We start from the raw sequence: 25,087 nt of genomic DNA, 5'->3' as shown, positions 1-25,087 counted from the left end.
CTATACGGTCCGCGCCGCTGCCAACAGCTCGTCCCAGTCGGCCAGTTTGACCACCTTCCGCCCGAGACGTTCCCCCAGCTCCGCCTCGGCCCGCTCGATGGCCAGCCAGCCCGGCCAGGGCACCGGCTCGATCCCCGACTCCCGCAGCGCGGCGAGCGGTTCGTCCGGCACCTCGCGGGCGGCGAGCGCGGGCGCGTCGGCGAGCAGCGAGGCCACCGATTCCTTGGCGCACGGCCGGTTGCTGCCGATGACCCCGGTCGGGCCACGCTTGATCCACCCGGCGACGTACTCACCGGGCGAGGGCGCCCCGTCCCGGAGCACCCGGCCCTCCTGGTGCGGCACGGTCCCCGTCACGGGGTCCAACGGCAGCCCCTCGGGCGGCACTCCGCGATAGCCGACCGAGCGCAGCACCAACTGTGCCGGTACATCCTCGAATTGACCCGTGCCGACCACACCGCCCTGCCCGTCCGGCGCCGTCCGCTCGAAGCGCACAGCGCCCACCCGACCGTTCTCCTCCAGGAGTTCGACGGGTCGCAGGAAGAATCGCATCCGGATGTTCCGCTCCGCCTCCGCCCCCGGAAGGGCCGCCCAGTCGCGCAGCACCTCCGCGTTGCGCCGCTGTGCGGAGGGCAGCACGGACAGCTCGGCGAAGGCCGGGTCGAGCGCCAACTCGGCCGGGTCCACATGGACTTGAGTGCCGGGCAGCTGCCCCAGCTCGCGCAGTTCCTTGGTGGTGAAGCGGGCCTGCGTCGGTCCGCGCCGCGCCGCCATGTGGACCTCGCCGATGCCGCTCGCGGCCAGCACGTCCAGGGGCGCCTGCGGCATGTCGGTGCCGTGCAGCTGTTCCGCGCCCCGGACCAGCATCCGGGTCACGTCCAGTGCCACGTTGCCCGCGCCGATCACCACCGCCGAGCGCACGTCGCTCAGCGAGCCGAGGCCCGCCGCGTCCGGGTGGGCGCTGTACCAGGACACGAAGTCCGTCGCCGCCCAGCTGCCCGGCAGATCCTCGCCGGGGATGCCCAGGCGGCGCCCTGTGGCGGCGCCCACGCAGTAGACCACCGCGTGGTACATCTCCCGCAGCCGCTCCGGCGCGAGCCCGTCCGGGCCGCCGACCTCGACCCCGCCGAGGAACCGCACCCGCTCGTGCTCCAGCACCGTGCGCAAACTGTCCTGGAGTGACTTGATCTTCTCGTGGTCCGGGGCGACGCCGTACCTGACCAGGCCGAACGGCGCCGGCAGCCGGTCCAGCACGTCCACGTGCACATCCGGGTTCCGCTGGACGAGGTTCTGCGCGGTGTAGCACCCGCTCGGTCCGGAGCCGACGACGGCGACACGCAGCACGGCGTACTCCTCACCCCGGGGGCATCGGGAGAGTGCCCTGACGGCTCCAGCATGGCACCGGCGGGCGGGCGCGGCAGGGAGTGAGCGGCCACCCGGGCCGTGTCGTCCACGCCTCCGTGTCCAGACCCCGCGCCCGGGCGTCCGCCCGAGTCCGGAGACCGGCGCCTCAGCCCTCCGTCGAAGCCGCCCGCTCGTCCACCGGCGCCGGGCGCTCTTCCACCGGCGCCGCCCGCTCCTCCGTCGCGAAGAACCGCGACAGGTCCTGCTCCGCCTCGACTCCGTCCGCCGCGCTCTCCGGCGGCACCCCCAGCTCCCAGGCCAGCCCGTACCGCTCGAACAGCTCCGCGCGCAGCACCGGCACGGGCATCGGCACCCCGGGCACGAGCGCCGCGTACACCGCGCCCATCAGCAGCGCCCGCAGCATGGGGTAGTCGACGGGGACGTCCTCCGAGCCGTACCGGGCGACCGTGTCGCCCAGCAGCTCCGACAGGCGCCGCTGCTCCGGGCACTGCACGAAGCCCTCGGCCTGGAGCAGTCCCGCCATGTGCTGGCGCATGAGCACGGGCCGGTCGCGGGCGAGGCCCAGGATCGCGTCGACGGCGCGGGCCAGCCGCTCGCGGCCGTCCTCGGTGCGCGGCTCCCGCTCCAGCGCTTCTTCCAGCGTGCGGTGCATCAGCCGGTGCACGGCGGACTGCACCAGCTGGCGCTTGCCGGGGAAGTAGTACGACACCAGTCCGCGCGCCGATCCGGCGCGGTCCGCGATGTCTCCGAGGGTGGTCGCGTCGTAGCCGCGTTCGCCGACCAGCTCCACCGCGGCCTGCAGCAGACGCTCCCGGGAACGGCGGCGCAGCTCTTCGTTGACCGAGGCGCTGCGCGGGGACATCGTCGAACTCCTGCGTTGACTGGCTGGCGGCCAACTATACTCGTCGGACCAGGCACCGCTTCGCGCGGGGCCTGCTCAGGGGTGCCGTCCGTCTGGGGCGACGCGGGGGATCGTCTCAGGCGGGCGGCACACCGGTGAGCCGTTTCGCGGTATTCGCCCGCGCCTTCCGTGCCCTCAGCCGCTCAGCCGCTCAGCTCCAGCACCGGCAGCAGCGCGTCCGGGCGCCGGTCCACCGGCAGATGGTCCACGAAGTGCACCCGGCAGCCGAGCGCGGCCGCGCCGCCGTCCGCGCCCCGGCTGTCCCCGACCATCAGCGTCTCGCGCGGGTCGACCCCCAGCCGCTCGCAGGCCAGCGCGAACAGCCGGGGGTCCGGCTTCTTCATCCCGTGCTCGTACGACAGCACATAGGTGTCCACGTACGCGTCGAACCCGTGCGCGCGGAAGACGGGACGCAGGTCCCAGCCGATGTTGCTGACCACCCCGATCGCGGCCCCGCGCTCCCGCAGCTTGCGCAGCACGTCCGCCGCGTCCGGGTACGGCGTCCACGCGGCCGGTGTCATGTGCCGGTCGTACAGCACGTCGTGCAGCCCCGGATCGGGCAGCGGGACGAGCCGGGACAGGCCGGTGTACGCCGCCCGGTGGGCCTCCGAACTCTGGTCCCGGGTCGCCCACAGCTCCGTCAGCCCGTCCGGTACGCGCACCGGCTCCGCACCACCCGCGAGCGCCCCCAGCTCCTCCAACCGCTGTGCCGCAGCGGTGAGTTCGTCATCCCCGAGCCGGGTGCCGGTGGCCGCGAGCCCGGCCCGCAGCCACGACTCGGTCGACTCGATACGGAACAGGGTGCCGGAAAAATCGAACAGGACGGCGTTCATGCGCGCGAACCTACCCCGGCCCGCGCCCCCGTACGCCCCGCGGCCACTCGTGGACCACGACGGCGACCGCCACCACCAGCGCCCCGAACAGCCAGCCGCCCAGCACGTCCGAGGGCCAGTGCACACCGAGCCACACCCGGGTCGCGCCCACGCCGATCACCGCGAGGAGCGCGAGCGCGACGGCCGTCCACCACAGGACCCGGCGCACGCCACTGCGGTGGAGCAGCCACAGCAGCAGGCCGCAGACCACGGTGGCCGTCATCGCGTGGCCGGAGGGGAAGGCCGCGAAGCGCGCGGAGTCCACCGGGTCCGGCCACACCGGACGCGGCCTGCCGACGGCGGCCTTCACCGCCTGCTGCACCACCACCGCCACCCCGACGGTCAGCACCAGCCACAGCGCCGTCCACCAGGCCGCCCGGCGCCACAGCAGCCACAGTGCGACGGCCGCGCACAGCAGACGCATGGTCAGCGGGTCGAGGACCCAGTCCGACAGCACCCGTATGACGGAGGTGGCCGCGCCGTCGCGGACCGCCCAGCGGTGCGTCGTCCGGGAGACCGAGCCGTCCACCTCGACGAGCGGCCCCCACTCGACCGCCACCAGCGACATCAGCACGGCGCAGCAGGCGGCGAGGGCGGCCACCACGAGGGCGGCGGTTCTGACAGGGGGAGAGGGGTGTTGGACGGGAGTGGTCCGGTCGGGCTCGTGACACATGCCGCGATCCTCGTACATACGGCGGTACATGGGCATCCCACTGCCGTCGGCGCGTCGGCGCCGAGGGACTCCCGCCCCGGCGCCCGGACGGCTAACCCAGCGCCCGCAGTGCCGGAACGAGCGTCACCAGCACCGGAATCACCGGGATCAGCGCGGCCGCCGCCGTCAGCCGGAGGCGCTGCGGAGCCGGAAGCCGTTCCGGGGCGGTCAGCAGGCGGTCCACCCGCTGCGGCACATGCGACTCCGGGGTGGGACACGGCCCGAACACGCCCCGGTGGTGGTTGAGTTCGACCAGCGCGAGCGCCGTCGTCACCCGGCCGAAGCGGCGGGAGGCGGTGTCGTCGGCGGCCAACTCGACCAGCCGGTGCATCTCGTCGCGGAACGCGGCGAACACCGGCACGCGCGGGAAACCGTCCGCCAGCGCGGCCGAACAGTGCAGCAGCCAGTCGTGCCGGGCACGCGCGTGACCCTGCTCATGGGCCAGCAGAGCGTCGAGTTGACGCCCCTTCAGGCGGCGCAGTGCCGCCGTGGTGACGACGAGCCGGGGTGCCGCGCCGGACAGCCACCAGGCGTCGGGCCGTTCGCCCTCCAGCACCACGAGCCGCCCTTCCGACGCCTGCTCGCCGGGCAACAGCGGTGCGCGGAGCAGTAGTTCGGCCCGGTCCCGCCCACGGCACCGGCGGACCCGCACCACCTCGCGGACCAGCATCGCCGCGCTCCACAGACCGCCGCACGCGAGGGCCACCGCCGTCACGGCCGCCCAGGCCCCGCCCGTGCCGAGGGCGTACGCCTCGACGACCGCGTGCGGTGCCGGGGCGAACACCCGCCCGCGCACCGCCTGCCAGGCCGCCGCCGCGCTGAGCGTCATCGACAGCGCGCAGCACAGCAGCACGGCCGCCACCACGCACTGCCACACCCACAGCGCCACCACCGGCTCCCGGTCCGGCCAGTCCGCGCGCCCGAGGAGCCGGGGGGCGGCGACGGAGGCAAGGATGCCGAGCAGCAGCAGCGCCACGGGGACCATCATGGGCAGCACCCTATGGGCGCGACCCGTCACCGGGAGCCGCGCGGTCCGCCGAAGTGACGCAGACAACGCCCGGACGTGCGACGGAGGTTGAAGATCCCGTCGGTCGCGGTGCCCTCACATCGTCAGCAGCATCGCGACCGTGCCTATCCCCATCGACAGACGGCACGCGCGCGCGAGTTCGGGCCGGTCGCCCCAGCGTGCCGTGGCCGGTCCCGGGCTCGCGGCCGCCGCCGGGACCAGGCGGGCGCCGGTCAGCAGCACATAGCCGGTGAAGTACAGCAGCAGCGCGCCGGTCAGCGGGGCCACGCCCGAGCCGCCGGGCATGTGGTGGTGCCCGGCCGGGGCGAGGGCCATCACCACGGACATGTAGACCATCGCCGAGGTGCCCATCAGATGGTGCAGATGATGGGCGTCCCGGCGTGCCGCCCACAGCGCGCGCAGCGCCGCCGCGCCGAACACGGCCGCGTACACCGGCCACATCCAGCGCGGTGGGGCGAACACCGCCGCCGGGACCGCCATCGCGGCCATCCCGAAGCCCATCAGCGCCTCGCCGCCCGCCGCGCGGCGCTGCTCCTCGACGCCGCTGCGCATCCGCAGCAGGCAGTAGGCCCCGGTCGCCGCGCACAGCGCGACCAGCAGCCAGGCCGGTGAAGCCGGACCGTGCACGCCCCTCACCCCCGTTCGACGTCGGTCGAGGGATGCGATGCCCACGACACGCGGAGCGCACGCGAGCGCAAGGGAGTACACGGGGAGCACTCGCCGGAGCGCGCACGCCCGGGAGAGGCAATCTTTTACAGGTAAAACACATGTTAAGTTCATCAGTATGAGCAGCCTGTCCCTCCGCCCCCTCCCGCTCGCTCAGACGTTCCGTCTCGGACGGCCCTCCGCGATCTGGTTCAAACCCGCCCTCAGCGTCGTGGCCTCGACCCTCCCGCCCAACCTCGTCCTGCTGGCCCTCGGCCGCCTCGACCTCGCCCTCTACACGATGGCCGGGGCACTGTGCGCGCTCTACGCCCACGACCGCCCGTACGCCGCCCGGGCCCGCGTCCTCGCCCTGGTGGTCCTCGGCATGACCGCCGGTCTGGCCGCCGCCCTCGTCGCCGCGTCGCTCACCTCCGACGCGGTGGTCCTGGTGACCGTCGGCGCCCTGCTGGCCGCCGTGCAGAAGACCGTCTGCGAGGCGACGCGGATCGGACCGCCCGGGAACGTGGTCGTCGCCTTCGTCATGTCCGCCGCGCTCTTCGTCCCGCAGACCCTGGGCCAAGTCCCCGGTCACGTCGCCCTCGCCCTCGGCGCGGGCGTCTGGGCCTGGCTGATCTGCATGGCCCCGGGCCTCCTCCGTCCGCACGGCCCGGAACGCCGCGCCGTCGCGGCGGCCCTGCGCGCGGTCGCCGCCCAGGCCGGGGGCGGCGCAGGGGCGTCCCCTACGGCCGCGTACGCCGCCCTGTTCAGCGCATGGTCGGCCCTGCACGCCCCCGGCGTCCGCCCCGACCCCACCCGGCGGACCCTCGCCGCACTGCTGACCGAGGCCGAGACCGCCCTCACGACCCCGGATGCCGAAGCCGCCGTACTCCGCGCCCACGCCGACGCGCTGCGCGGCTCCGGCCCCGTCCCCGGCGTCGTCGTCACGGCACCGGAACCGCCGTACCCCCGCCCCCGCCGCATCCCCCTGACCCACCTCGCCCCGCTCGCCGTCCGCACCGCCCTCGGCTGCGCGCTCGCCGGATACGCCGCCCTCGCGCTCGGTGTCGGCCGCCCCTACTGGGCCCTCGTCACCGCCGCCGCGCTCTACCAGGCCAACGTCACCCGCACCTGGAGCCGCGCCCTCCAACGGGTCCTCGGCAACCTCCTCGGCGTGCTCCTCTTCGCCGCTCTCGCCCCGCTGACCCACCTCCACCCGGTCGTCCTCGTGCTGTGCTGCGCGGCCTGCAACTTCGGCGCCGAGGCGCTGATCGCCCGCAACTACTGGCTCGGCAGTGTGTGCGTGACCCCCATGGCGCTGCTCATCACCGAGTTCGCCCACCTCCAGGACCCGGGCCGGCTGATGACCCAGCGCGTCCTGGACACCCTGGTCGGCGCCCTGACCGGCTTCGCCGCCGCCGTCCTCGTCACCAACCGGCGTGCGGGACGGCACGTGGAGCACGCCCTCACCGCCGCCGAGGAGGCCCGCGCCCACGCCGACCGGCTGCTCGCGCAGCCCCGGCCGACCGCCCTGGTCCCCGCGCGCCGCGCCCTCGCCGTGGCCCTGATCGACCTGCGGGCCACGGCCGACACGGCGCTGGGGGAGTGGTGGCAGCGGCCCCTGCCCGGGGAACGGGTCCTGCGCGCCGAGCAGGCCGGACACCGTACGCTCACCGAGACGGCACGGCACGTGCGGGCCGCACACGCGCGGGCGCGGAACAGCGGGACGACGGAGGCGGTACGGCCATGACGGCGAGGAACGGGCAGCCGGACACCGGGACCGAACGGACGGACGGCCCCGGACCGACGGCCGACGACGCCGGCGGCACGAGTGGCACCAGCACCAACACCGACATCAGCCCTGGCCCCGACGCCACGCCCCGCACCGACACCGTCGCCTCTGTCGTCGGCCAGTGGCGTGCCGTGCACCCCGGTCTCGACACCGGTCCCATGGAGGTCATCGGCCGGATCAACCGCTGCGCCGCCCTCCTCCAGCAGGCCGAGGACGCCCCGCTGCGCCGCGCGGGGCTCAGCCGCGCCGAGTTCGACCTGCTCGGCGCGCTGCGCCGCACCGGCCACGAACTCACCCCCGGCGAGCTGGCCCGGGAGACCTTCTCCTCCGGTGCCGCCGTGACCAAGCGCCTCAAGCGGCTCACCGAGACCGGACTCGTCGAACGGCGCACCGACACCCGCGACCGCCGCGTGGCCCACCTCCGCCTCACCGACGCGGGCCGCGACCTGGTGGACGGCATCCTCCCCGAGCAACTCGCCTACGAGAAGGCGGTGTTGTCCGCCCTGGCCGCCGAGGGCCAGGAGGAGCTGTCCGACCTGCTCGCGGTGCTCCTCAACGGGCTGGAGGGCCACTTGGGCGGCCTGCGTGTCTGAGGCTGTCAGGCTCGCCGTAAGACCTCAGATCCCTGGCCGGTACCGCAGCGGGTGCTCCGCCGGGATCTCCACCAGCACGATGGGGATGCCGTCCGGGTCCGCGATCCACATCTCGTCCAGCCCCCAGGGCTCCCGCTCCGGCGCCCGCACGATCTCGACGCCCTTCGCCAGCAGCTCCTTGTGCGCGGCCCGCAGATCCGGGACCTGGAGCCACAGCCGCACCTCGGGGGACGGCGGGGTCTGCGCGCGCCCCGAGACCTCCAGGAAACCACCGCCCAGGAAGTAGACGGTCCCGCGCTCCGGCCCCGTACCGAACTCGCGGTAGACGGCGAGGCCCAGTTGCTCCCCGTAGAAGGCGCGGGAGCGGTCGGGGTCGGTCGGGCGGACGAGGATACGACTGCCGAGTACGTGCACCATGCGGGCGAAGCCTAATGTCCCGGTTACCCTCGACCCTGGCCGAGCCGCGCCCGAGAAGTCGGAGAACATTCCATGAACCACCCCACCGGACTGACCTTCCGTGACGCCACCGACGCCGACGTGGACACCCTCGTCGCGCTGGTCGAGTCGGCGTACCGGGGCGAGGCGAGCCGGGTCGGCTGGACCACCGAGGCGGACATCCTGGACGGGCAGCGGACCGACCCCGAGGGCGTGCGGGAGATCGTCAAGTCGCCCGACAGCCGGCTGCTCGTCGTCGAGCAGGACGGCCGTACGGTCGCCTGCTGCCAGCTCGAACAGCGGGGAGACCACGCCTACTTCGGCATGTTCGCGGTCAGCCCCGCCCTCCAGGGCGCGGGCCTCGGCAAGGTCGTCATGGCGGAGGCGGAGCGCCAGGTCCGCGAGACCTGGGGCGTGACCGAGATGCACATGACGGTGATCTCCGTCCGCGAGGACCTGATCGCCTGGTACGAGCGGCGCGGCTACCGCCGTACGGGAAAGACGTCGCCCTTCCCGTACGGCGACGAGCGCTTCGGCATACCGCGCCGGGACGACCTGCGCTTCGAGCTGCTGGTCAAGCCGCTGGTGTGACCCGGCAGCCGACTCAGCCAACTAGGCCGACTCAGGCGACTAGGGAGACTCGGGCGGCTCAGGGCGCTCAGGCCGTGAAGCGGCCCGTGCGTTTGATCTCCGGGTAGTCCGTCGTCGCCCCGTCGAGCTGGAGCGCGCGCACCAGCCGCAGGTCGTCCTGCGTGTTGACCACCCAGGCCAGGACCCGCAGGTCCGCCTTGCGCGCCTTCTCCACGATCTCCTGGGTGAGGCGGCGGATGTTGAGACAGAGCGCCGTGGCACCCACCGCCACGGCGCGGTCGACCACGTCGGTGCCGTAGCGACTGGCGACCAGCGCCGTGCGCACCCCCGGCACCAGCCGGGAGATCTCCGCCAGCGCCTCGTCGTGGAAGGACAGGACCTCCACGCGGGAGACCAGGTCCCGGCGGTGCATGACCTCGGCGAGCGCCCTGGCCGCCGCCACGTCCTTGATCTCCGCCTGGAGGGGCGCGCTCACCGCGTCCAGGACCTCTTCGAAGACCGGCACCTGCTCGCCGAGCCCCGCGTCCAGCGCGCGCAGCTCCGCGAGGGTCTTCTCGGCGATCGCCCCGCTGCCGTCGGTGGTGCGGTCCACCTCGGCATCGTGCATGACGACCAGCGCGCCGTCCTTGCTGAGATGCAGGTCGAGTTCGATGACGTCGAGGCCGGCCTGCTGCGCCGCGACGAAGGAACGGAGGGTGTTCTCGGGCTCGATGCCCATGATCCCGCGGTGTCCGATGGTAAGGAAGTTCAAGGTTCAACTCGCTTCCGTCGACGGCGGCCCGGTCCGCGGACCCGACGGACGTCGTCGACCGCGCGGCACGTTCCGCAGCCTAATGGCCCCGCCCCGGGATGGCTCTTCATGTGCGTCCGCCCCGTCACGGACCGTGTGCCGCTGCCCGCGCGTGGGGTGGCTGAAACGCGCGGGCGCCGGTGCGGCCGGATGCGCATGGCGAAAGTGAGCGCCGTCACGGTTTGCCGCAGGAAAAACGCCGGTCGAACGGCGGCTGCGCAGAATAATTTCCCGAGTCCCCTCTTGTTCGGTGAAACCGGGTATGCATACGGTGTCCATACGCGAGGTTCTCCCGTGGAGGATGGGACATGACGGAAATTCTTGTGCAGGCGGGTGTGGAGGAGCAGCTTCCTTCGCTGACCAGGGTGATCGAGCACCCGGCCTGGCCGATGCTCAAGGATGCCGTGGAGCAGATCCGGCCATGGCAGTCCAAGGACGGATCGATCGACTTCGAGGCCGAGGGCGCGCCCGCGCGGGCCGACGCCGAGGCGGCCGTCCGCCGGGTGACCGAGGCGGTCGAGCAGCTGGCCCCCCTTCTCCCGCACGACGCCGCGTACCACGAGGCCGTCGTGAAGGACCTGCGCCGCTGGGCCGAGGGCGGCTTCGAGGTGCCGGACTTCCTCGACTCGCTGCTGGCCTTCCAGCCCGCCGCGCGCCGCGAGCACGACCTCCAGCACCTGGTCGTCTTCCCGATGTACACGCAGAACGGCAACCCGGACCGCAACCTGGAGGCGGTCGTCCTGCGCATGGTCTGGCCGGACTGGCTGGCCGAGCTGGAGCGCACGCGGTACGACAACCCGCTGTTCTGCGGCATCACCTTCGAGGACTTCACCTCGGGCTACGACACCAACTCCGCCGTCCTCTTCCCGGAGACCATCGCCGTCCGCGAGGCGCCGGAACGTTTCTCCTGGGGTGGCATCTTCTGCGACCGCGAGGCCGCGCGCTTCCGCAAGGTCACGGACGCCGCCGTCGCCCTCCTGGGCCTGGAGCTGCCCGAGGACATCGCGGAGATGGTCCACGACCAGAAGCGCTGCGAAGAGGCCTTCGTGCTCTGGGACATGGTCCACGACCGCACCCACAGCCACGGTGACCTGCCCTTCGACCCGTTCATGATCAAGCAGCGCCAGCCGTTCTGGATGTACGGCCTGGAGGAGCTGCGCTGCGACCTCACCGCCTTCAAGGAGGCCGTGAAGCTCCAGGCGGACGGCGTCCCGCAGGCCCGTGACGTGCAGTACGCGGTCCTCTTCGACCGCATGTTCCGCTTCCCGGTCACCGGCGACCGCGTGCGCAACTACGACGGCCTGGGCGGTCAGCTGCTCTTCGCCTACCTGCACAAGCACGACGTGGTCCGCTGGACCGACAACAGGCTCTCCATCGACTGGGAGCGCGCCCCCGAGGTCACCAACCGGCTGTGCGCCGAGATCGAGCAGCTCTACCGCGACGGCATCGACCGGCCCAAGCTGGTCCACTGGTTCGCCGGGTACGAGCTCGTCGCGACCTACCTCGCCCCGCACCCCGGCTCCAAGTGGGGCAAGGGTCCCGACGCCCTCGACCTGAGCCTGCCGCCGCGCAAGCTCGTGGATGACGTGCTCCCGGACGAGTTTCCGCTCAGCATGTTCTATGAGGCCCTGTCCAAGAAGCTGAAGGGCGTGATCGCCTCGGCCAAGGGCATCACGGCGGACGGTGCCGGGCGGACCGCCGCGTGAGCGACGGCGGCCACGAGAGCGACGTCCACGAGACCGGCGTGCACGAGACTGGCGTACACGAGACTGCGGAGCGGGAGAGGAAGACGATGGGCAACGGGGTTCTGCGGGGTGCGGTGATCGCGGTCGCCGGAGCGGGCGGACCGGCGGGGCGGGCGACTCTGGTCCGGCTGGCCGAGGCGGGGGCGACCGTCGTCGGCGCGGACAACGACCCCGCCCGGCTGGCGGAGGCCGTGGACGCGGCCCGTTACGCCAACGGCGGCGCCACGGTCACCGGCGAGACGGTCGACCTGCTCGACCTCGACTCGACCCGGGCCTGGGCCGCGGGCATCGAGAAGGAGCACGGCCGGATCGACGGCCTGGTCCACCTGGTCGGCGGCTGGCGCGGCGGCGCCAAGTTCGACGACACCGACCTGGCCGACTGGGATCTGCTGGAGAAGCTGCTGATCCGTACCGTCCAGAACACCTCCCTGGCCTTCTACGACGCCCTCCAGCGCGGCGGCAACGGCCGCTACCTGCTGATCAGCGCAGCGGGCGCGTCCAAGCCCACGGCGGGCAACGCGGCGTACTCCGCCGCCAAGGCCGCCGCCGAGGCGTGGACGCTCGCCATGGCCGACGGCTTCCGCAAGGCCGGGGGCGAGGAGGGGCCGCGCGCCGCCGCTGCGATCCTGGTGGTGAAGGCGTTGGTGCACGACGCGATGCGCGCCGAGCGCCCCAACGCGAAGTTCGCGGGCTTCACGGACGTCAAGGACCTGGCCGACGCCGTCGCCGGCGTCTGGAACGAGCCCGCCGCCGAAGTGAACGGAACGCGTCTGTGGCTGACCGAGAAGCCGTGAACCCGCCCAGGACCGACGCACGTCGTCGTCACGACCCGAAGGTCCGGGGGTTCGCCAGCGACAACTACGCCGGTGCGCACCCCGAGGTGCTGGCCGCCGTGGCCCTGGCCAACGGCGGCCACCAGGTGGCGTACGGCGGGGACGAGTACACCGAGAACCTCCAGCGGATCATCCGCGGCCACTTCGGCGCGAGCGCCGAGGCGTTCCCGGTGTTCAACGGCACCGGCGCGAACGTCGTCGCGCTCCAGGCGGTCACCGACCGCTGGGGCGCGGTGATCTGCGCCGAGAGTGCGCACATCAACGTGGACGAGGGCGGCGCCCCCGAGCGCATGGGCGGCCTCAAGCTGCTCACCGTGCCCACGCCGGACGGCAAGCTCACGCCCGAGCTGATCGACCGGCAGGCCTGGGGGTTCGAGGACGAGCACCGGGCCAAGCCGCAGGTCGTCTCGATCACCCAGTCCACCGAACTGGGCACGCTCTACACGCCCGATGAGATCCGCGCGATCTGCGACCACGCCCACGCGCACGGCATGAAGGTGCACCTGGACGGCTCCCGCATATCGAACGCCGCCGCCTCCCTGAACGTCCCCATGCGGACCTTCACCAACGCGGTCGGCGTGGACATCCTCTCTCTCGGCGGCACGAAGAACGGCGCCCTCCTCGGCGAGGCGGTCGTGGTGATCAACCAGGACGCCGTCTCCCACATGAAGCACCTGCGCAAGCTGTCCATGCAGCTCGCCTCCAAGATGCGCTTCGTCTCGGTGCAGTTGGAGGCCCTGTACGCCAAGGACCTCTGGCTCCGCAACGCCCGCCACGCCAACGAGATGGCCCAGCGCCTGGCCGAGGGCGCCCGCGCGGTGGACGGCGTGGAGATCCTCTACCCGGTGCAGTCCAACGGCGTCTTCGCCCGGCTTCCGCACGACGTGAGCGAACGCCTTCAGAAGCGCTTCCGCTTCTACTTCTGGGACGAGGCCGCCGGCGACGTCCGCTGGATGTGCTCCTTCGACACCACTGAGGACGACGTCGACCTGTTCGTGTCGGCCCTCAAGGAGGAGATGGCCCGCTAAGTGCGTGCATGAATATGCGGCCGCCCGGAAATCCATTGCTTTCCGGGCGGCCGCATTCCTATGCTTCACGACCATGGAGCTGATCCAGGACACCGCCGGCCTGTCCGCCTACCTGGCCGCCGACGAGACCGTCGACCACCGTCATCCCGCGGTGCGGCGAACGGCCGCCCGACTGGCCGACGGGACCGGTGACGCGTGCTCATACGCGCATGCCGCCTACGAGTTCGTACGCGACACCATCACGCACTCGGCCGATGCCGACGACCCGCGCGTCACCTGGCGTGCCTCCGACGTACTGGAACAGGGGACGGGCATTTGCCACGCCAAGGCGCACGCCCTGGCCGCGCTCCTGCGGGCCGGGGGCATCCCCGCGGCCCTGTGCTACCAGCGGCTGACCGACGACACCGGAACGGGTCACGTCCTGCACGGGCTGGTCGCCGTACATCTGCGCGGGGCCTGGCACCGGCAGGACCCGCGGGGCAACAAGCCGGGGGTGGACGCCCGGTTCTCCCTGGAGGGCGAACGGCTGGCGTGGGTGCCCGACACGGGGGCCGGGGAGGAGGACCATCCCGTTCTGTTCGCGGCGCCGCATCCCGCCGTACTCGGGGCGCTGATGAGCGCCCCGGACCGGCCGTCCCTGTGGCGGACGCTGCCCGACTCCCTCTGACCGGGGCCGGGACGCCGCGCCGTCAGAGCGCCTGGACCATCCGCAGCTGCTCCGCCGTCGGAGCCGTGCCGCCGAGGTGGGCCGGGAGCCACCAGGAGTCCTCGGCGGACTTGGGACGGGCGGGGTAGGCGCGCTGGGCGGCGTCCAGAAGGTCCTGGACGCGGTCGCGCAGACGGCGGGTGATCGCGCCCGCGTACTGGTCGCGCGGAGCCTCGACCGCCTCGCCCACCCGGACGGTGATGGGGGTGTGGCTGCGCTTGAAGTTGCGCGGGTGGCCCTTGGTCCACAGCCGCTGGGTGCCCCACAGGGCCATCGGGACCAGCGGGACGCCCGCCTCCTGCGCGAGCCGCGCCGCACCCGACTTGAAGCTCTTCAGCGTGAAGGACTCCGAGATGGTGGCCTCCGGGAACACACCCACGATCTCGCCGGAGCGCAGCGAGTTCAGCGCGTGCGCGTACGCGGCCTCGCCCTGCGACCGGTCCACGGGGATGTGCTTCATCCCGCGCATCAGCGGACCCGACACCTTGTGCCGGAAGACCGCGTCCTTGGCCATGAACCGCACCAGCCGCTTCTGCGGCAGCGCCGCCAGGCCGTTGAAGATGAAGTCCAGGTAGCTGATGTGATTGCTCACCAGCACGGCGCCGCCCGTGCGCGGGATGTTCTCCGACCCCTGGCAGTCGATCTTGAGGTCCCACACCTTGAACAACGTCTTCGCGAAACCGACGACGGGACGGTAGACCAGTTCTGCCATGAGCGGGGTCGGCCCTTTCTGCTCTGCTCGGGAAAGGGGCTCCCGGCGGGAAGTTACGCAGCCGTAGGTTTACGGCGTCTCCAGATCGTGCCCCAAGAACGGACGGGTAGCCAGTCCTGGTGCCCCGTGGCGGCGAGATCCTCGTCACGTCCCTGTAACAGCCGCCTCGGAGGGGCCGCCGCAGGTGTACCACCCGCCCCAGGAGCCCTCTCCGCAGGGGTGCGGGAATCCTTCGCGGCCCCCGCGCGCTTGTGCCGAGGACGACTCGCGCGTGTGCCGAGGACGACTGAGGACGACCGGGCCGACCGCGGGACGCGGCCGGCCGGATGCCGCGCGAGCGGCGGAAGCGGAGGACGCGCGTGCGCGGGCAGGATGAGGAACAGCGGCTGGGACCGGCCGACCTGAGCGGTGAACTGGGCGAGCGGGCCACCCTCGTTCAGTTCTCCAGCGCCTTCTGCGCCCCCTGCCGGGCCACCCGCCGCACCCTCGGCGAAGTCGCCGCCATGGTCCCCGGCGTGACCCACGTCGACATCGACGCCGAGGCGCATCTCGGCCTCGTACGCGCCCTCGGCATCGTCCGCACCCCCACCGTCCTGGTCCTCGACGCGACAGGACGCGTGGTGCGCCGCGCCGCCGGACAGCCGCGCCGGGCCGATGTGATCGCCGCGCTCGGAGAGGCCCTGTGAGCGGCGGGAACCGCCCGGCCCGGCCTCTTCCAGATCCCGGAACGTACTTGACTGTGCGCGCCATCCATCGTCAGCCTGACCGTATGCCGACCGAACTCCTTCTCGTCGGACGGGCCCACGTCGACCTGGCCCGCACCGCGAGCGCGCGCTGTCCGGGCTGTTGAGCAGCCACGGCATCCGCTCCGCTCGCCCTCCTCAGCAGAAGGACAACTCCATGACGGCCACGCCCGATCTCGGCACCCACCAGACCGCCTCGCCCGAACTGCTGCGCGCCACCTTCCGCCGCCATGCCGCCGGTGTCGCGGTCATCACCGCCCGCGCCGAGCACGGCCCGGTCGGCTTCACCGCCACCTCCCTCACCTCCGTCTCCGCCGAACCCCCGCTCGTCTCCTTCGGCATAGGCACCGGCGCCTCCAGCTGGCCCGCCGTCTCGCGTGCGGAGTACGTCGGTGTCCATCTGCTCGCCGAGCACCAGGGCGGCCTCGCGGCCACCTTCGCCCGCAGCGGCGCCGACCGCTTCGGCGCTCCCACCGCCTGGCGCGAGGGCCCGGAGGGCGTGCCCGTCCTGGACGACGTGCTCGCCTGGCTGGTCTGCCGGGTCGTCGGCCGCGTCCCGGCCGGGGACCACCGGATCGTGCTCGCCGAGGTCGTGCTCGGCGACCCCTCGGGCACCGGTCGCCCGCTGCTCTACCACCAGGGCCGGTTCAACGCGCTGCGGGACTGACCGGGAACGGGCCCGCTCCGGGGACGGCGGCCCGCTGCTGCGTGGCCGTCGAGTTCCGGTTACGCTGCGTTGCGAAGGTCACAGTTCAAAGCGCTTGCTCAGCGGGCACGAACTGGATGTACTGGCGAGTAATATTTCGGCCGGGAGCGCACCGACGCCCCGACCGGGACAGGCCGCTTGAGGCGCCTATGCTGCCTTCAAGAGGCAGCCCGGAAATAGACGATGCAGTAGGAGAGCCGGCGTGAGCTTGAGGATCGTTGTCACTGTGAAGTACGTGCCCGACGCCACTGGCGACCGGCACTTCGCCGATGACCTGACCGTCGACCGCGACGACGTGGACGGTCTGCTCTCCGAGCTGGACGAGTACGCGGTCGAGCAGGCCCTCCAGATCGCGGAGGACGCCGACGACGCCGAGGTCACCGTGCTGACCGTCGGCCCCGAGGACGCCAAGGACGCGCTGCGCAAGGCCCTGTCGATGGGCGCCGACAAGGCGATCCACGTCGAGGACGACGACCTGCACGGCACCGATGCCCTCGGTACCTCGCTGGTGCTGGCCAAGGCGATCGAGAAGGCCGGCTTCGACCTGGTGATCTCCGGCATGGCCTCCACCGACGGCACCATGGGCGTCGTACCCGCCTTGGTCGCGGAGCGTCTCGGCGTGCCGCAGGTGACGCTGCTGTCCGAGGTCTCGGTCGAGGACGGCACCGTCAAGGGCCGTCGCGACGGCGACACCGCCTCGGAGCAGCTGGAGGCCTCCCTCCCGGCGGTCGTGTCCGTCACCGACCAGTCCGGCGAGGCCCGTTACCCGTCCTTCAAGGGCATCATGGCGGCCAAGAAGAAGCCGGTGGAGTCCTGGGACCTGTCCGACCTCGACATCGAGGCGGAGGAGGTCGGTCTGGACGGCGCGTACACCAAGGTCGAGGTCGTGGCCGAGCGCCCGGCGCGCACCGCGGGCACGATCGTCAAGGACGAGGGCGAGGGCGGCAAGCAGCTCGCCGAGTTCCTCGCGGGCCAGAAGTTCATCTAAGGCCCCGCGCCCAGACCTCCCCTCAACTTCGTTACGCAGGAGACCAATCCCATGGCTGAAGTCCTTGTCTACGTCGACCACGTGGACGGTGCCGTCCGCAAGCCCACCCTGGAGCTGCTGACGCTGGCCCGCCGTCTCGGCGAGCCCGTCGCGGTCGCGCTGGGCAACGGCGCCGCCGACACCGCCGCCACCCTTGCCGAGCACGGCGCGACCCGCGTCCTGACGCACGACGCGTCCGAGTACGCCGACTACCTCGTCGTCCCGAAGGTCGACGCGCTCCAGGCCGCCGTCGAGGCCGTGTCCCCGGCCGCCGTGCTGGTGCCGTCCTCCGCCGAGGGCAAGGAGATCGCCGCCCGCCTCGCGCTGCGCACCGGCTCCGGCATCATCACCGACGCCGTCGACATCGAGGCCGGCGACGAGGGCCCGGTGGCCACCCAGTCGGTGTTCGCCGCGTCCTTCACCACCAAGTCCCGCGTCATCAAGGGCACCCCGGTCATCACGGTCAAGCCGAACTCGGCCGCCGTCGAGGCCGCCCCGGCCGCCGGTGCCGTCGAGGCCCTGTCGGTCACCTTCTCCGAGAAGGCCACCGGCACCAAGGTCACCGGCCGCACCCCGCGCGAGTCGACCGGCCGTCCGGACCTGACCGAGGCCGCGATCGTCGTCTCCGGCGGCCGTGGCGTCAACGGCGCGGAGAACTTCGGCATCATCGAGGCGCTCGCCGACTCCCTCGGCGCGGCCGTCGGCGCCTCCCGCGCCGCCGTGGACGCCGGCTGGTACCCGCACACCAACCAGGTCGGCCAGACCGGCAAGTCCGTCTCGCCGCAGCTCTACATCGCCAACGGCATCTCCGGCGCCATCCAGCACCGCGCCGGCATGCAGACCTCCAAGACGATCGTGGCCGTCAACAAGGACCCCGAGGCCCCGATCTTCGACCTGGTCGACTACGGCGTCGTCGGCGACCTCTTCGAGGTCGTCCCCCAGCTCACCGAGGAGATCAAGACCCGCAAGGGCTGATCCCCGCGAGAGTGCGCCCGTGTGCACCCTTGTCCACGGAACCCCCGCGACCGGCCCCGGTCGCGGGGGTTCCGCGTTTCCCGCCCCGCCCGGAGGGTGTTGACCAGGACCGGAGGGTGTTGACCAGCGAGAATCACCCCGGATAGCTTCGGCGCGCGGACCCGTCCGGTTCCGTACCGCGCGAGAGGGAGGGTGTGGATGGACGGGCAGGAGAAGGTCAGGACCAGCCTCGCGGACTCGGTGGCGGAACGCGTCGGCGCCCTCCTCGCCCCCGTCGACGCCGACCTGGCCCGCCGTTACCCCGGCGACCCCGGCACCCGGCAGCCCGTCCACACCGTCTACGTCCCCGCCGACGCCTTCGCCCCCGACACCCCGCGCGCCTGGGGCGACAGCGCCCTCGCGGCCCTCGACCGGCACGCGCCCGACGCCGAATCCTTCGCGGCGGTCCTGGGGCTGCCCGCGCAGCTCGCCGACGCCGTGTGCTCCCGCGTCCGCGCCAAACTGGAGCGCGAACCGGTGGAAGACCTCCGGGTCGACTTCGAGGACGGCTACGGCATCCGCCCCTCCGACGAGGAGGACCAGGCGGCCGCCCGGGCCGCGCGGCTGATCGCCGAGGCGTACGAGAAGGGCACGGCGCCGCCGTACACCGGTATCCGCGTCAAGTGCATGGAGGCCGGGGTGCGCGAGCGGGGCATCCGCACCCTGGACGTCTTCCTCACCGGCCTGCTCGCGGCGGGCGGTCTGCCGGACGGGCTGGTGCTGACGCTGCCCAAGGTGACGTACGCCGAGCAGGTCACCGCGTTCGCGCGGCTGCTGGATGCCTTCGAGGAGACCCACGGCCTGGACCGGGGACGCCTCGGCTTCGAGATCCAGATCGAGACCAGCCAGGCCGTCCTCGCCGCCGACGGCACCGCGACCGTCGCCCGCATGATCCAGGCGGGCGAGGACCGCGTCACCGGGCTCCACTACGGCACCTTCGACTACAGCGCCGCCCTCGGCGTCTCCGCCGCCCACCAGGCCCCCGACCACCCCGCCGCCGACCACGCCAAGGCGGTCATGCAGGTCGCCGCCGCGGGCACCGGCGTACGCCTGTCCGACGGCTCCACCAACGTGCTGCCGGTCGGCCCCGCCGAGCAGGTCCACGCGGCCTGGCGGCTGCACCACGACCTCGTCCGCCGGGCCCTCGCCCGCGCCTACTACCAGGGCTGGGACATGCACCCCGGCCATCTGCCGACCCGCTACGCGGCCGTCTTCGCCTTCTACCGCGAGGGATTCGAACGCGCCGCCGACCGGCTCGCCCGCTACGCCGCCCGCGCGGGCGGCGACGTCATGGACGAGCCCGCCACCGCCCGGGCCCTCGGCGGCTACCTCCTGCGCGGCCTGGACTGCGGTGCCCTCGACACCGCCGAGGTCACCACTCTGACCGGGCTCGGCCGGGGCGACCTGGAGTCCTACGCGGCCCCCGGCGGCCGCCCGGCCTGAGCGCGGGCGGAAGCCCGGTACGGGAGGCCGGTACGGAAGCCCGGCACGAGAGGCCCGACACCGGAGGCCGAGTGCCGGAAGCTCAGTCCGCCGGGGGCAGTTCGCCCGAGCCCCGCTCGATCAGCCGGGTCGGCAGCTCGATCCGCTCGGGCGCCACGAGTGCGCCGTCCAGCCGCCGGAACAGCCGCTCGGCGGCCGTACGGCCCAGGGCGGCCGAGTCCTGCGCGACGACCGTCACCCCGGGCTGGAGCAGGTCGGCCAGCTCGAAGTCGTCGAACCCGACCAGGGCGACCGGGCGCGCGTGCGCGGCCAGCACCCGGATCACGGTGACGGTCACCCGGTTGTTGCCCGTGAATATGGCGGTCACCGGCGAGGGCCCGGTCAGCATCTCCTCGGCCGCGCGGCGGACCCGCTCCGGGTCGGTGGCGCCGAGGGACATCCAGTCGTCCTCGACGGGTATCCCCACGTCCTCCATGGCGGCCCGGTAGCCGCGCAGCCGCTCCGCGGCGGTGTGGATGTTCGGCATGTCGCCGATGAAGCCGATCCGGCGGTGGCCGTGCGCGATCAGATGGGCCACCCCGTCGCGGGCGCCGCCGAAGTTGTCGGAGAGCACCACGTCCGCGTCGATGCACGCGGCAGGACGGTCCACGAAGACGGTGGCCACGCCCGCTCTTATCTCCGGCTCCAGATAACGGTGGTCGTCCCCGGCCGGAATCACCACGAGCCCGTCCACCCGCCGCGCGCACAGCGCGAGCGCCAACTCGCGCTCCCGGTCCGGGTCCTCGGCGCTGGAGCCGTTGATCAGCAGGGCGCCGTGGGCGCGGGCCACCTCCTCGACCGCGCGGCTGAGCGGGCCGTAGAACGGGTCCGCGAGGTCCTCCAGGATCAGGCCGATGCTCGCCGTACGGCCCTTGCGGAGCACGCGCGCGCTGTCGTTGCGCCTAAAGCCCAGGGCCTCGATGGCCTCCTGTACGCGGCGTTCGGTGTCCGGGGTGACGCCGGGCTCGCCGTTGACTACGCGGGAGACCGTCTTCAGCCCCACTCCGGCCCGCGCGGCCACGTCCTTCATGGTGGGCCGGTTGCCGTAACGGCCGGTGCCGTTGGCGCGTTCTGCTCCGCGGGTGGTCTCGGGCACGATGCGCTGTCCTGTCCTGTCGTCCGTGGTCTTCACTGGCCGGTGCCCCGGTCGGGGCCGGTACGAGCATGTGGCGTCGAGCATAGAGCCTGGACAACGTTGTCAGGTGCGCGAGAGACTGTCCACCGCCGTCCCCGGTCCAGGTCCGTCATGACCGGTCGGGGGCGTTTTCCGGCTTCGCTCCATCTCACGGCTCGACGGGGAGACCTGACACTGATGCACACCGACCTCGTGGCTGCGCTGGACATCGGCGGCACCAAGATCGCGGGCGCGCTGGTGGACGGCGACGGCCGGATTCACACGCGTACGCAGCGTGCCACGCCCGCCCGCGAGGACGGCGAAACGGTTATGCGCGCGGTCGAGGAGGTGCTGGCCGAGCTGGCCGCCTCGCCGCTGTGGTCCCGCGCCGAGGCCATCGGTATCGGCAGCGCCGGACCGGTGGACGCCTCCGCGGGCACCGTCAGCCCCGTCAACGTGCCGGGCTGGCGCGGCTTCCCGCTGGTGGAGCGGGTGCGCGCGGCGACCGGGGGCGGCCTGCCGGTGGAGCTGATCGGCGACGGCGTGGCCATCACGGCGGCCGAGCACTGGCAGGGCGCGGCGCGCGGCCACGACAACGCGCTGTGCATGGTGGTCTCCACGGGCGTCGGCGGCGGCCTGGTCCTGGGCGGCCGACTGCACCCCGGCCCCACCGGCAACGCCGGTCACATCGGCCACATCAGCGTCGACCTGGACGGCGAACTGTGCCCGTGCGGCTCGCGCGGTTGCGTCGAGGGCCTATCCAGCGGCCCCAACATCGCCCGCCGCGCCCTGGAACAGGGCTGGCGGCCGGGCCCCGACGGCGACACCTCCGCCGTCGCCGTCGCCGCCGCCGCCCGCGCGGGCGACCCGGTCGCCGTCGCCGCCTTCGAACGCGCCGCCCAGGCCCTCGCCGCCGGCATCGCCGCCACCGCGACCCTCGTCGAGATCGACATCGCCGTGATCGGCGGGGGTGTGGGGAAGGCGGGCGACGTCCTTTTCGCTCCTCTGCGCAAGGCGCTCGCGAGTTACGCGACGCTGTCGTTCGTCCAGCGGTTGACGGTCGCGCCCGCGCAGATGGGGACCGACGCGGGGTTGGTGGGGGCCGCTGCGGCGGCGCTGAGCCGCAGGCCGGACGCTACGGCTGCGGGGGTCTGAGGGACGCCAGGCCCCTGTCGTGCCGGTCCGGGGAGGCGGGCGACGCGGCCCGTCTCCCGGTGCGCGGCCGGGCGATGACCAGGTGGCCTTGGACCGGCTTCCTCCCGGGGTACGCCCGGATACCGCTGTCGCCCGAGGGACAGGAACGGGCACGGCGGCTGCGGTGAGGTCCGGATTGATGCCGAGCTGTGGGAGGACCGCGTCGGAGAGAGCGGCGTGGCGGAACTCCTCAAGCCCGGCATCCGAGCCCGGATCGCGAAGGTCCAGGCCGCCGTACACGCGCAGGTTGAGAACCTCAAACAGGACATCAAGGACCTGGTGAAGTGGTGGAACATCGCACCCACCGCGTCGAAGAGAGGCATCACGCTGCTTTTTTTGGAGAAGATCGTGGTGTTCCCCGCGAGCGCCCGCGGGATCAGGACGATCGAGCCGGGGCGAGTCGTCCTTCACTGGCGCGGGCTGTCCGGCATGTCAGGTGGCTGACACCGTCACCCGCGATGTGAGCCGTCTGCCCACCATCGCCATGGTCAGCCCCGTGATCAGTGAGATCACGGCGAGCCCGGCCAGGAGTGGGGAGACGATCTCCTCGTACCGCAGCGGCCATGGGTGACCCAGGTAGTGGGTCACCAGGTATGACCCCTTGCCGGCGGCGTAGGCCACCCCGAGGAGCGCGGAGATCGACGACAGGGCGAGGCCGCGAGCCGTCCAGGCGTGTCCTGCGCGCCGGGCAGCGAGAGCCATCCCGGTGCACAGGAACGCGATCTCGCCGCAGGTGATCGCCACGTAGCCCAGATAGACCATGAGGTAGGCGGTGACGCCTGGCACCGCGGCGAACTCGGTCGTGAACTCCACTGTCTCGTCGGTGGTGCCGACGAACAGGGGCAGCATCGCAGCCAGGACGCACACCGCGAACGCGACACGTGCGTACAGACTGGCCTTCAACACCTCGTGGTTGTAGGACCAGTCCACGAGCATGAGCTGAAGGCTGCCGCACCATACGACTGCGCAGATGTGCGCCCCGAGCTTGGCGGCGTTGTTCATGCCGGTCGCAGACTCGATCACGTCCTCTGTCGCCGGCACGGCGAGAGTGACGCCCACCGTGCAGATGCCGATGGCCAGGGCTCGGGTGAAACGGGCTACGCGGTAGTCGCTTCGGTCACGCTGACGCCAGGCTTCCTGAGCTGAGAGCACGGTGCCCGCCAAGCCGATCAGAGCGCACAGGCCGAAGACCAGGCCGTCCATTTGGTTCAGGTTCCTTCCAGGTCGGAGACGGCGCGCTCAGCCGCTTCAGTGAAACTGAGGCGCCTCCGCCGGCCTGGCCGCGGTGGTTCCGGGGCAGGCGGAACAGGCTCGGGTACCTCCGGGACGGCGAGATCACTGCGTCCGTGTCGCGGACGGATCTCACGTGCGGCCTCCAGGAGTTCGGCAGCTCCGGCGTCCCCAGGTCGTGGATGAGGCGAAGTGCCTCGCGCGCGTCTGGGCAGTCCTCATGGACCGATAGGGATGTCAGTTCGTTGCAACCGGGGAGTAGGTAAGCTACCGGAGAGATCAACGCCCTTGCCAGGCCGGTCAATTGGGAGACCGCTGGATTCGCCTTGATTCCGTTCGGGAGGTCGTTCACGACCTGATGGGTCATCGCGGGCCAGATGGATCTTGGTGGTGAAACCTTCCCGGGACCGGCCCAGACCGTGGTCGTCGGGCTCCTCGCCGATCCCGCCCGGCGGCTCCTTCTGGGCCCCTCCGTTCCGACGGGCACCCGCAGCATGCTGATGTGCCCGGCACATCGTGGAGTCGACGTTCACTTCCCATGTGATCAGCCCAACTGCGTCCGCTCGGGCCTGCGGCCTGGTCGGCAGCAGCGGCTCCAGCACCACCCACTGCTCGTCAGAAAGGTCCCCTCGCCTCACATCCAGATCATCGCGATGCGAGACGAGGGCGAAGCCCACTTTCAAAAACACGGCCTGGGCGACGGGACTACTTTCCTGGCCATGAGGACTTCTGCCGCTGACGACGACTGGCTGCCTGACCGCCAACGCTGGTCCAACCTGAAGATCAAGATCCCCGGATTGCTGGACGACTACGTTGCGCAGCCGGAGATCACTCACCCGCGCACCGTGGGATTGGCCCGGGACTATGACGTCTGGGGATCATCCAGGATGAGGAAGAAGCCGTGATGCCGGACACCGCGCGCCAGGAGCGCGTCCTGCGAGGAGCCGTCGTCCCGCTGCTGCTCGTGCTGTGCGGTGTGCTGCTGCCAGCCGCCGTCACTGTGGTGGTCTGGCCGGTGCTGTCCGCCACGCCGGGGGTACCCGCGGCGTCTTCCGGGACCGCGGCGGTGAAGCAGGGCGTTCCCGGCGCCGCGCTCCAGAAGACCTTCCGGCTCGCGGTGCCGGCCGGTGCCCGGGACGCCTCCTACCTGGTGGTTCCAGGTGACGGCAGCGCGGAAGACAGCCAGGACATCTATCTGCGCTTCCGTACCACCCCCGAAGGCCTCAAGGAGTTCGTCACGTCAATGGGCAAGACCACCGGGGACCTGGCGTCCGGTAACGCCGTCCTGGACCAGGACGACATCGACTCCGTCGGGCTTCCTTGGAAGATCGGGACCAGGGGGCATCTTGCCGGCGTCTACGCGGACATCCCCGAGCCGGGCGACAAGGCCGGCGAGGCCCTGCTCACCGTCGACGAGACCGACGCTGCCGCGCCCTTGGTCTACGCCCATGTGACCGTTTAGCCCGTATTCCGCGACCGGTAGGGCGGCGACATCCGGTACGCGGCCAACTCGGAGTCGGAGACCGTCAGTCGGTCGTCGACCGTGATCTGTCGCCCAGCTCTCGGGCCGGACTCTGGTGTGGGGCGGCGCCCGCTGGGGCCCGGTTGCAGGAACCGTTCTCGTGTGGGGGAGGATGCGGCGCGGGAGGGGATTTGAATGCGTTCAAAAACGCCGGAGTCGAGGCAGCCGCAGGCGCGCGTGAGGGACAGGTTCGGCGCGGTGCTGACGGCTTCGATGTCAGTGCTGTTCGTCGAGGCGGTCATCGGGGCGATCGCGTTTGAGGTGTGGGAGACGGCCCAGGAGAGCCCGGGCCTGCCCTACAACTCGCTGGAGGG

General features: G+C 72.2%; 26 protein-coding genes and 1 pseudogene. 15 read left to right on the top strand and 12 right to left on the bottom strand.

All coding sequences use genetic code 11. The features are described 5' to 3' along the window. The 6 genes from AB0E91_RS21820 to AB0E91_RS21795 all read right to left on the bottom strand — a co-directional run bounded on the left by AB0E91_RS21820 (nt 1) and on the right by AB0E91_RS21795 (nt 5,501). Complete coding sequence (locus tag AB0E91_RS21820) at nt 1-1,341, bottom strand: FAD-dependent oxidoreductase (RefSeq protein ID WP_361784245.1); 1,341 nt, start codon at nt 1,339-1,341, stop codon at nt 1-3. Between the two features lie 166 nt (nt 1,342-1,507). Beyond that, complete coding sequence (locus tag AB0E91_RS21815; RefSeq protein WP_361784242.1) at nt 1,508-2,224, bottom strand: helix-turn-helix domain-containing protein; 717 nt, start codon at nt 2,222-2,224, stop codon at nt 1,508-1,510. A 182-nt stretch (nt 2,225-2,406) separates the two neighbouring features. Next, nucleotides 2,407-3,096 (bottom strand): HAD-IA family hydrolase, encoded by a 690-nt coding sequence (locus tag AB0E91_RS21810; RefSeq protein ID WP_361784239.1) that lies wholly within the window; start codon nt 3,094-3,096, stop codon nt 2,407-2,409. Nucleotides 3,097-3,106: 10 nt separating this feature from the next. After that, on the bottom strand, nt 3,107-3,703 hold the full coding sequence (locus AB0E91_RS21805; protein WP_361784610.1) for a phosphatase PAP2 family protein: 597 nt from the start codon (nt 3,701-3,703) through the stop codon (nt 3,107-3,109). A gap of 196 nt (nt 3,704-3,899) precedes the next feature. After that, nucleotides 3,900-4,835 carry a M56 family metallopeptidase gene (locus tag AB0E91_RS21800; protein ID WP_361784236.1) on the bottom strand — a complete coding sequence of 312 codons (936 nt, stop codon included), beginning with the start codon at nt 4,833-4,835 and terminating at the stop codon, nt 3,900-3,902. A gap of 114 nt (nt 4,836-4,949) precedes the next feature. Then, nucleotides 4,950-5,501, bottom strand: a complete 552-nt coding sequence (locus tag AB0E91_RS21795; RefSeq protein ID WP_361110695.1) for a DUF5134 domain-containing protein — start codon at nt 5,499-5,501, stop codon at nt 4,950-4,952. Between the two features lie 157 nt (nt 5,502-5,658). Between AB0E91_RS21795 and AB0E91_RS21790 the strand changes: the two genes are divergently transcribed. Then, a complete protein-coding gene (locus AB0E91_RS21790; RefSeq protein WP_361784233.1) occupies nt 5,659-7,266 on the top strand; it encodes an FUSC family protein in 1,608 nt (535 codons plus the stop codon). Beyond that, entirely contained in the window at nt 7,263-7,901 is a 639-nt protein-coding gene (locus tag AB0E91_RS21785) for a MarR family winged helix-turn-helix transcriptional regulator (RefSeq protein WP_361784230.1), read from the top strand. Before AB0E91_RS21790 ends, AB0E91_RS21785 begins: the two co-directional genes overlap by 4 nt. A 24-nt stretch (nt 7,902-7,925) precedes the next feature. Here AB0E91_RS21785 and AB0E91_RS21780 read toward each other — a convergent pair whose 3' ends face one another. Then, nucleotides 7,926-8,318, bottom strand: a complete 393-nt coding sequence (locus AB0E91_RS21780; RefSeq protein WP_361784227.1) for a VOC family protein — start codon at nt 8,316-8,318, stop codon at nt 7,926-7,928. 72 nt (nt 8,319-8,390) lie between these two features. Between AB0E91_RS21780 and AB0E91_RS21775 the strand changes: the two genes are divergently transcribed. After that, entirely contained in the window at nt 8,391-8,927 is a 537-nt protein-coding gene (locus AB0E91_RS21775) for a GNAT family N-acetyltransferase (RefSeq protein ID WP_361784224.1), read from the top strand. Between the two features lie 67 nt (nt 8,928-8,994). On the opposite strand, the gene AB0E91_RS21770 is transcribed toward AB0E91_RS21775, so the two are convergent. After that, the gene (locus AB0E91_RS21770; RefSeq protein ID WP_361784221.1) at nt 8,995-9,678 is read right to left on the bottom strand and encodes a glycerophosphodiester phosphodiesterase family protein; all 684 of its coding nucleotides are present in this window, start codon (nt 9,676-9,678) and stop codon (nt 8,995-8,997) included. A gap of 347 nt (nt 9,679-10,025) precedes the next feature. Between AB0E91_RS21770 and AB0E91_RS21765 the strand changes: the two genes are divergently transcribed. The 4 genes from AB0E91_RS21765 (at nt 10,026) to AB0E91_RS21750 (ending at nt 13,990) form a co-directional block, all read left to right on the top strand. Next, nucleotides 10,026-11,423, top strand: a complete 1,398-nt coding sequence (locus AB0E91_RS21765) for a DUF6421 family protein (protein ID WP_361784218.1) — start codon at nt 10,026-10,028, stop codon at nt 11,421-11,423. 86 nt (nt 11,424-11,509) lie between these two features. Next, nucleotides 11,510-12,256 (top strand): SDR family oxidoreductase, encoded by a 747-nt coding sequence (locus tag AB0E91_RS21760; protein WP_161179460.1) that lies wholly within the window; start codon nt 11,510-11,512, stop codon nt 12,254-12,256. Continuing rightward, entirely contained in the window at nt 12,253-13,323 is a 1,071-nt protein-coding gene (locus AB0E91_RS21755; protein ID WP_361784606.1) for a low specificity L-threonine aldolase, read from the top strand. Before AB0E91_RS21760 ends, AB0E91_RS21755 begins: the two co-directional genes overlap by 4 nt. A 73-nt stretch (nt 13,324-13,396) precedes the next feature. After that, the gene (locus tag AB0E91_RS21750) at nt 13,397-13,990 is read left to right on the top strand and encodes a transglutaminase domain-containing protein (protein WP_361784215.1); all 594 of its coding nucleotides are present in this window, start codon (nt 13,397-13,399) and stop codon (nt 13,988-13,990) included. 22 nt (nt 13,991-14,012) lie between these two features. Here AB0E91_RS21750 and AB0E91_RS21745 read toward each other — a convergent pair whose 3' ends face one another. Next, nucleotides 14,013-14,741, bottom strand: a complete 729-nt coding sequence (locus tag AB0E91_RS21745) for a lysophospholipid acyltransferase family protein (RefSeq protein ID WP_361784212.1) — start codon at nt 14,739-14,741, stop codon at nt 14,013-14,015. A 326-nt stretch (nt 14,742-15,067) separates the two neighbouring features. Here AB0E91_RS21745 and AB0E91_RS21740 point away from each other — a divergent pair, with 326 nt between their 5' ends. The 5 genes from AB0E91_RS21740 (at nt 15,068) to AB0E91_RS21720 (ending at nt 19,674) form a co-directional block, all read left to right on the top strand. Further along, the gene (locus tag AB0E91_RS21740; RefSeq protein WP_361784209.1) at nt 15,068-15,427 is read left to right on the top strand and encodes a thioredoxin family protein; all 360 of its coding nucleotides are present in this window, start codon (nt 15,068-15,070) and stop codon (nt 15,425-15,427) included. 214 nt (nt 15,428-15,641) lie between these two features. After that, a complete protein-coding gene (locus AB0E91_RS21735) occupies nt 15,642-16,151 on the top strand; it encodes a flavin reductase family protein (protein ID WP_361784206.1) in 510 nt (169 codons plus the stop codon). 241 nt (nt 16,152-16,392) lie between these two features. After that, on the top strand, nt 16,393-17,178 hold the full coding sequence (locus tag AB0E91_RS21730; protein WP_361784203.1) for an electron transfer flavoprotein subunit beta/FixA family protein: 786 nt from the start codon (nt 16,393-16,395) through the stop codon (nt 17,176-17,178). A gap of 51 nt (nt 17,179-17,229) precedes the next feature. Next, on the top strand, nt 17,230-18,192 hold the full coding sequence (locus AB0E91_RS21725; RefSeq protein WP_361784200.1) for an electron transfer flavoprotein subunit alpha/FixB family protein: 963 nt from the start codon (nt 17,230-17,232) through the stop codon (nt 18,190-18,192). Between the two features lie 198 nt (nt 18,193-18,390). Beyond that, the gene (locus AB0E91_RS21720; RefSeq protein WP_361784197.1) at nt 18,391-19,674 is read left to right on the top strand and encodes an aldolase/citrate lyase family protein; all 1,284 of its coding nucleotides are present in this window, start codon (nt 18,391-18,393) and stop codon (nt 19,672-19,674) included. 82 nt (nt 19,675-19,756) lie between these two features. Here AB0E91_RS21720 and AB0E91_RS21715 read toward each other — a convergent pair whose 3' ends face one another. Further along, nucleotides 19,757-20,893 (bottom strand): LacI family DNA-binding transcriptional regulator, encoded by a 1,137-nt coding sequence (locus AB0E91_RS21715; RefSeq protein ID WP_361784194.1) that lies wholly within the window; start codon nt 20,891-20,893, stop codon nt 19,757-19,759. Between the two features lie 132 nt (nt 20,894-21,025). On the opposite strand from AB0E91_RS21715, the gene AB0E91_RS21710 reads away from it, so the two are divergent. Together AB0E91_RS21710 and AB0E91_RS21705 are read left to right on the top strand one after the other, a co-directional pair. Then, on the top strand, nt 21,026-21,982 hold the full coding sequence (locus AB0E91_RS21710) for an ROK family protein (protein ID WP_361784191.1): 957 nt from the start codon (nt 21,026-21,028) through the stop codon (nt 21,980-21,982). Between the two features lie 216 nt (nt 21,983-22,198). Further along, nucleotides 22,199-22,465, top strand: a complete 267-nt coding sequence (locus AB0E91_RS21705) for a hypothetical protein (protein WP_361784188.1) — start codon at nt 22,199-22,201, stop codon at nt 22,463-22,465. On the opposite strand, the gene AB0E91_RS21700 is transcribed toward AB0E91_RS21705, so the two are convergent. Then, nucleotides 22,454-23,224 (bottom strand): hypothetical protein, encoded by a 771-nt coding sequence (locus tag AB0E91_RS21700; protein WP_361784185.1) that lies wholly within the window; start codon nt 23,222-23,224, stop codon nt 22,454-22,456. The genes AB0E91_RS21705 and AB0E91_RS21700 overlap by 12 nt on opposite strands. 380 nt (nt 23,225-23,604) lie before the next feature. Then, a pseudogene (locus tag AB0E91_RS21695) lies at nt 23,605-23,838 on the bottom strand (hypothetical protein); the annotation flags it as partial. Nucleotides 23,839-24,155: 317 nt separating this feature from the next. Here AB0E91_RS21695 and AB0E91_RS21690 point away from each other — a divergent pair. Further along, nucleotides 24,156-24,713 (top strand): hypothetical protein, encoded by a 558-nt coding sequence (locus AB0E91_RS21690; RefSeq protein WP_361784182.1) that lies wholly within the window; start codon nt 24,156-24,158, stop codon nt 24,711-24,713. Nucleotides 24,714-25,087 lie beyond the last annotated feature (374 nt).

It is taken from the genome of Streptomyces sp. NPDC026659, from assembly GCF_040638245.1.
Lineage (GTDB): Bacteria > Actinomycetota > Actinomycetes > Streptomycetales > Streptomycetaceae > Streptomyces.
Note: the sequence above shows the minus strand (reverse complement) of the source record. Positions and strands in the feature narration are given on the sequence as shown.

What these genes read in the sequence shown, in the direction of transcription:
- AB0E91_RS21815 (WP_361784242.1), bottom strand. Translation starts at nt 2,224, where the DNA reads ATGTCCCCGCGCAGCGCCTCGGTCAACGAAGAGCTGCGCCGCCGTTCC.
- AB0E91_RS21810 (WP_361784239.1), bottom strand. Translation starts at nt 3,096, where the DNA reads ATGAACGCCGTCCTGTTCGATTTTTCCGGCACCCTGTTCCGTATCGAG.
- AB0E91_RS21805 (WP_361784610.1), bottom strand. Translation starts at nt 3,703, where the DNA reads ATGTCGCTGGTGGCGGTCGAGTGGGGGCCGCTCGTCGAGGTGGACGGC.
- AB0E91_RS21800 (WP_361784236.1), bottom strand. Translation starts at nt 4,835, where the DNA reads ATGATGGTCCCCGTGGCGCTGCTGCTGCTCGGCATCCTTGCCTCCGTC.
- AB0E91_RS21790 (WP_361784233.1), top strand. Translation starts at nt 5,659, where the DNA reads ATGAGCAGCCTGTCCCTCCGCCCCCTCCCGCTCGCTCAGACGTTCCGT.
- AB0E91_RS21785 (WP_361784230.1), top strand. Translation starts at nt 7,263, where the DNA reads ATGACGGCGAGGAACGGGCAGCCGGACACCGGGACCGAACGGACGGAC.
- AB0E91_RS21780 (WP_361784227.1), bottom strand. Translation starts at nt 8,318, where the DNA reads ATGGTGCACGTACTCGGCAGTCGTATCCTCGTCCGCCCGACCGACCCC.
- AB0E91_RS21775 (WP_361784224.1), top strand. Translation starts at nt 8,391, where the DNA reads ATGAACCACCCCACCGGACTGACCTTCCGTGACGCCACCGACGCCGAC.
- AB0E91_RS21765 (WP_361784218.1), top strand. Translation starts at nt 10,026, where the DNA reads ATGACGGAAATTCTTGTGCAGGCGGGTGTGGAGGAGCAGCTTCCTTCG.
- AB0E91_RS21760 (WP_161179460.1), top strand. Translation starts at nt 11,510, where the DNA reads ATGGGCAACGGGGTTCTGCGGGGTGCGGTGATCGCGGTCGCCGGAGCG.
- AB0E91_RS21750 (WP_361784215.1), top strand. Translation starts at nt 13,397, where the DNA reads ATGGAGCTGATCCAGGACACCGCCGGCCTGTCCGCCTACCTGGCCGCC.
- AB0E91_RS21745 (WP_361784212.1), bottom strand. Translation starts at nt 14,741, where the DNA reads ATGGCAGAACTGGTCTACCGTCCCGTCGTCGGTTTCGCGAAGACGTTG.
- AB0E91_RS21740 (WP_361784209.1), top strand. Translation starts at nt 15,068, where the DNA reads ATGCCGCGCGAGCGGCGGAAGCGGAGGACGCGCGTGCGCGGGCAGGAT.
- AB0E91_RS21735 (WP_361784206.1), top strand. Translation starts at nt 15,642, where the DNA reads ATGACGGCCACGCCCGATCTCGGCACCCACCAGACCGCCTCGCCCGAA.
- AB0E91_RS21725 (WP_361784200.1), top strand. Translation starts at nt 17,230, where the DNA reads ATGGCTGAAGTCCTTGTCTACGTCGACCACGTGGACGGTGCCGTCCGC.
- AB0E91_RS21720 (WP_361784197.1), top strand. Translation starts at nt 18,391, where the DNA reads ATGGACGGGCAGGAGAAGGTCAGGACCAGCCTCGCGGACTCGGTGGCG.
- AB0E91_RS21715 (WP_361784194.1), bottom strand. Translation starts at nt 20,893, where the DNA reads ATGCTCGACGCCACATGCTCGTACCGGCCCCGACCGGGGCACCGGCCA.
- AB0E91_RS21710 (WP_361784191.1), top strand. Translation starts at nt 21,026, where the DNA reads ATGCACACCGACCTCGTGGCTGCGCTGGACATCGGCGGCACCAAGATC.
- AB0E91_RS21700 (WP_361784185.1), bottom strand. Translation starts at nt 23,224, where the DNA reads ATGGACGGCCTGGTCTTCGGCCTGTGCGCTCTGATCGGCTTGGCGGGC.
- AB0E91_RS21690 (WP_361784182.1), top strand. Translation starts at nt 24,156, where the DNA reads ATGCCGGACACCGCGCGCCAGGAGCGCGTCCTGCGAGGAGCCGTCGTC.